4 protein-coding genes are annotated in these 3,810 nt (G+C 71.1%); 2 read left to right on the top strand and 2 right to left on the bottom strand.

Translation table 11 applies throughout. The features are described 5' to 3' along the window. Window positions 1-379 precede the first annotated feature (379 nt). Both WA805_RS18550 and arsM read left to right on the top strand, forming a co-directional pair. Window positions 380-739, top strand: coding sequence for an ArsR/SmtB family transcription factor (locus WA805_RS18550; RefSeq protein WP_422340734.1), 360 nt, complete (start codon window positions 380-382; stop codon window positions 737-739). A gap of 20 nt (window positions 740-759) precedes the next feature. Beyond that, window positions 760-1,557 (top strand): arsenite methyltransferase, encoded by a 798-nt coding sequence (arsM, locus tag WA805_RS18555; RefSeq protein ID WP_425242957.1) that lies wholly within the window; start codon window positions 760-762, stop codon window positions 1,555-1,557. A 6-nt stretch (window positions 1,558-1,563) separates the two neighbouring features. Here arsM and WA805_RS18560 read toward each other — a convergent pair whose 3' ends face one another. Continuing rightward, window positions 1,564-2,388, bottom strand: coding sequence for an SAM-dependent methyltransferase (locus tag WA805_RS18560; protein WP_425242958.1), 825 nt, complete (start codon window positions 2,386-2,388; stop codon window positions 1,564-1,566). Between the two features lie 147 nt (window positions 2,389-2,535). Further along, on the bottom strand, window positions 2,536-3,810 hold a 1,275-nt coding region (locus WA805_RS18565; protein WP_425242959.1), incomplete at its 5' end, for a 3-hydroxyacyl-CoA dehydrogenase NAD-binding domain-containing protein.

Consider the following 3,810-nt stretch of genomic DNA (forward strand, 5'->3'; position numbering starts at 1 on the left):
TGCTGCAGGCGGGCAAGGACAGTAGGCGGCGGATCGCTCATCGTGGGGATGAACGCGCGCGCCACCACCTCCTGGCCGCTGTTCCAGACCAGGAGCACCCGTCCCGTTCTGGTCGTTTCGGGAAAGTCCGGCCGTAGACCATGCTCACGGCAGAGGCGGAAGATCCGATCCCGGATTTCCTGATACATGACTAGCACATTTTCACGCTACAGCGTAGCACCGACATTCGGGCGGTTAGCTAACCGACGCGGCCGGAGGCCGCCCGAATTGGCAGTCAACCTCGCGGCCGCGCTCCCCGGCCGCCCTGGCCCTGCGCGCGGAGTGAAGCGGCCACACGTCCTGGTTGCACAACTGCTTAAGGACATGTTTAATTAAAGACATGTCTAATCAGAGCGTGACCGACTGCTGCGCGCCGCTGGCGTGCGAGCCGTTGTCGGATGCCGGGGCGGAAGATCTGGCGCCGCTGTTCAAGGCGGTGGCCGATCCGGTGCGGTTGCGGCTGCTGTCGCTGATCGCCTGCCATGAGGGCGGGGAATCCTGCGTCTGCGACCTGACCGACGCGTTCGACGTGACCGGGCCGGCGGTCAGCTATCACCTGCGGATCTTGCGGGAGGCGGGGCTGATCAGCTCCGAGCGGCGCGGCACGTGGGTGTACTACCGCGTCAACCCGCAGGTGATGGCGCGAATGTCGGCGGTGCTGGTGCCGGCCCCGGCCACGGTGGCCGGGGCAGTGACGTGAACAGGAAACGGGAGGCTGCGGTGAGCGAGGACACGGAGACGGGCGCGGGCCTGCGAGAGCAGGTCCGGTCCCGGTATGCCGGGGCGGCGCTGGCGGTGCTGGGCCAGGCGGACGGCGGGGACGGGTGCTGCGGCGATGCCGGCGGATGCTGCGCTCCGGCCGGCACGCTGAGCGCGCTGACCGACGGGGCGGGCGCGTCGCTGTACCGGGAGGGGGAAACCGCCGGGCTGCCCGAGGACGCGGTGAGCGCGAGCATGGGCTGCGGCAACCCGCTGGCGGTCGCGGAGCTGCACGAGGGCGAGCGGGTGCTGGACCTGGGCTCGGGCGGCGGCATCGACGTGCTGCTGTCGGCGCGTCGGGTCGGGCCGTCCGGGCACGCTTACGGGGTCGACATGACCGATGAGATGCTGGCGCTGGCGCGGGCGAACGCGCGGCAGGCGGGCGCGGCGAACGTGACGTTCCTGAAAGGCCAGATCGAGGCGGTGCCGCTGCCGGACGCGTCGGTGGACGTGGTGATCTCCAACTGCGTGATCAACCTGTCGACCGACAAGCCAGCGGTGCTGGCGGAGATGTTCCGGGTGCTGGTGCGAGGCGGCCGGATCGGCGTCTCCGACGTGGTCGCCGACGACCACCTGAGCGCGGCGGACCGGGCAGCGGCCGGGTCCTATGTCGGGTGCATCGCCGGGGCGCTGTCGCGGTCGGAGTACCTGGCCGGGCTGGCGGCGGCCGGGTTCACCGGCGCGTCGGTGACGTTCACGCACGAGGCGGCACCGGGGATGCACTCGGCCATCGTCCGCGCGGTCAAGCCGTCCGCGTGACCGCAGCTACGGTTTGCGGGCTACGGCGCCGTACACCGGGACGAGGCGCTCGAAGCGGGGGTCGTCCGGGGCGGGGCGCCATTCGGTGACGGGCACGAGGCCGGGCGGGACCGGGTCGAGGCCGGACAGCAGCCCCGTGAGCTGCGCGCGGGAGCGGAGGGTGACGCGGCGGACGGACATCGCGTTCCACCGCCCGGCCGCCACGGACATCGCCGGATCCAGGTCGCTCGCCTGGTGGTAGAGCGCGACATGGCTGCCGGCCGTCGCGGCCCCGGCCAGTGACCGCACGATCCTGGACGCCGACGCGTCGTCGAGCACGAACGACAGCGTGGCCATCAGCAGGATCGCGACCGGCCTGCCAAGGTCCAGGGTCCCTGCCGCGGCGGCGAGAATGGCGGCAGGGTCTCTCGGGTTCGCGTCCAGCGCGGCCACCGCGCCGTCGGGCGCGGAGGCCAGCTGCGCGCGAGCGTGCGCGAGCACCATCGGGTCGTCGTCGATGTACACGACGCGGCAGTCCGGCGCCAGCGACTGCGCGACCTCATGGGTGTTGCCCGACATGGCGAGGCTGGTGCCGACGTCGAGGAACTGCCTGATCCCGGCCTCTGCGACCAGGTAACGGACCACGCGCTGGCGGAAGGCGCGAGCCGCGGCGGGGATGGCGCCGACGACCGGCGCCGCCGCGGCCAGCATCCGGACGGCCTTGCGGTCGGCCTCGAAGTTGTCTCGGCCGCCGATGAGGGCGTCCCCGACACGAGCCCAGTTCGGCATCGTGGTATCGATGAGCGCCGCCTTGGCGCGGCGTGTCGAGTCGAGCAGCCAGCGGTCAGCCATCCGGACGCCCCCTCCCGTTGGAAAGGCTCCGGTCGTTGAAAAGGATCCGGTCCCGGTTTACTACTTACGGATCACCCGCCGCACAGGATTGCGGGGACAGCTTTCTTTTACGATTTTCTGCCGGCTGCGGGCCCCGGCCGGCCAAGGCTAGCCGCAGAACGGCGCGCCGTTGACCTTGGCCGCGATCCCCGTCCTGTCCAGGTACGGCGTGATGCCGCCAAGGTGGAACGGCCATCCCGCGCCGAGGATCATGCACAGGTCGATGTCCTCGGGGCTGGCGACGACGCCCTCGTCGAGCATGATCCTGACCTCCTGCGCCAGCCCCTCCAGGGCGCGCGAGAGCACCTCGGCGCCGGTGGACGGGCGGTCGCCGCCGCCGAGCAGCGCCTCGACCTCGGGGTCGACTGAGAAATCAGGCAGGTAGACCGACGTCTTGCCCGACTCGGCGAGCGCCCGCAGCTTGGGCGAAACGAAGAACCGGTCGGGGAACGCCGCGTGCATCGTCTCCGCCACGTGCAGCGCGATCGCGGGCCCGACCAGCTGCAGCAGCAGGAACGGGGTCATGGGCAGGCCGAGAGGGTCGGCGGCGTGTTCGGCGACCTCGAACGGGGTGCCCTCGTCGACCGCCCGGGTGATCTCGCCGAGGAACCTGGTGAGCAGCCGGTTCACCACGAACGCGGGCCGGTCCGCGACGATCACGCAGTTCTTCTTGAGCTGCCGGCCCACGGCCAGCGCCGTCGCGATCGCGGCGTCATCCGTCGCGACGTCCCGCACCACCTCGACGAGCGGCAGCACCGCGACCGGGTTGAAGAAGTGGAACCCCACCACCCGCGACGGGTGCGCCAGCCCGGAAGCCATCGCCGAGACCGACAGCGACGACGTGTTGGTCGCCAGCACGCACTCCGGCGAGACGATCGACTCGACCTCGGCGAACACCCGCTGCTTGACCGACAGCTCCTCGAAGACCGCCTCGATCACGAAGTCGGCGTCGGCGAAGCCGTCCTTGGACACCGAGCCGGTGATCAGGGCCTTCTGCCGGCTGGCCGCGTCAGCGGACAGCCGGCCACGTGACAGCAGCTTGTCTATCTCCGCGTGTACGTAGGAAACCCCGGAGTCCACCCGCGCCTGGTCCAGGTCGGTCATCACGACCGGGACCTGCAGCCGCCGGACGAACAGCAGGGCGATCTGCGCCGCCATCAGGCCCGCGCCCACCACGCCGACCTTGGTGACCGGCCGCGCCAGCGACTTGTCTGGCGCGCCGGCCGGGCGCTTGGCCCGCTTCTGTACCAGGTCGAACGCGTACAGCCCGGCACGCAGCTCGTCGGACAGCATCAGGTCCGCGAGCGCGTCGTCCTCGGCCGCGAACGCCTCGTCGCGTGTCGCGGTCCGCGCCGCGGCCACCAGGTCGAGCGCCCGGTAGTG

Origin of the sequence: Trebonia sp. (assembly GCF_049794275.1) — a bacterium.
Taxonomy (GTDB): Bacteria; Actinomycetota; Actinomycetes; order Streptosporangiales; family Streptosporangiaceae; genus Trebonia.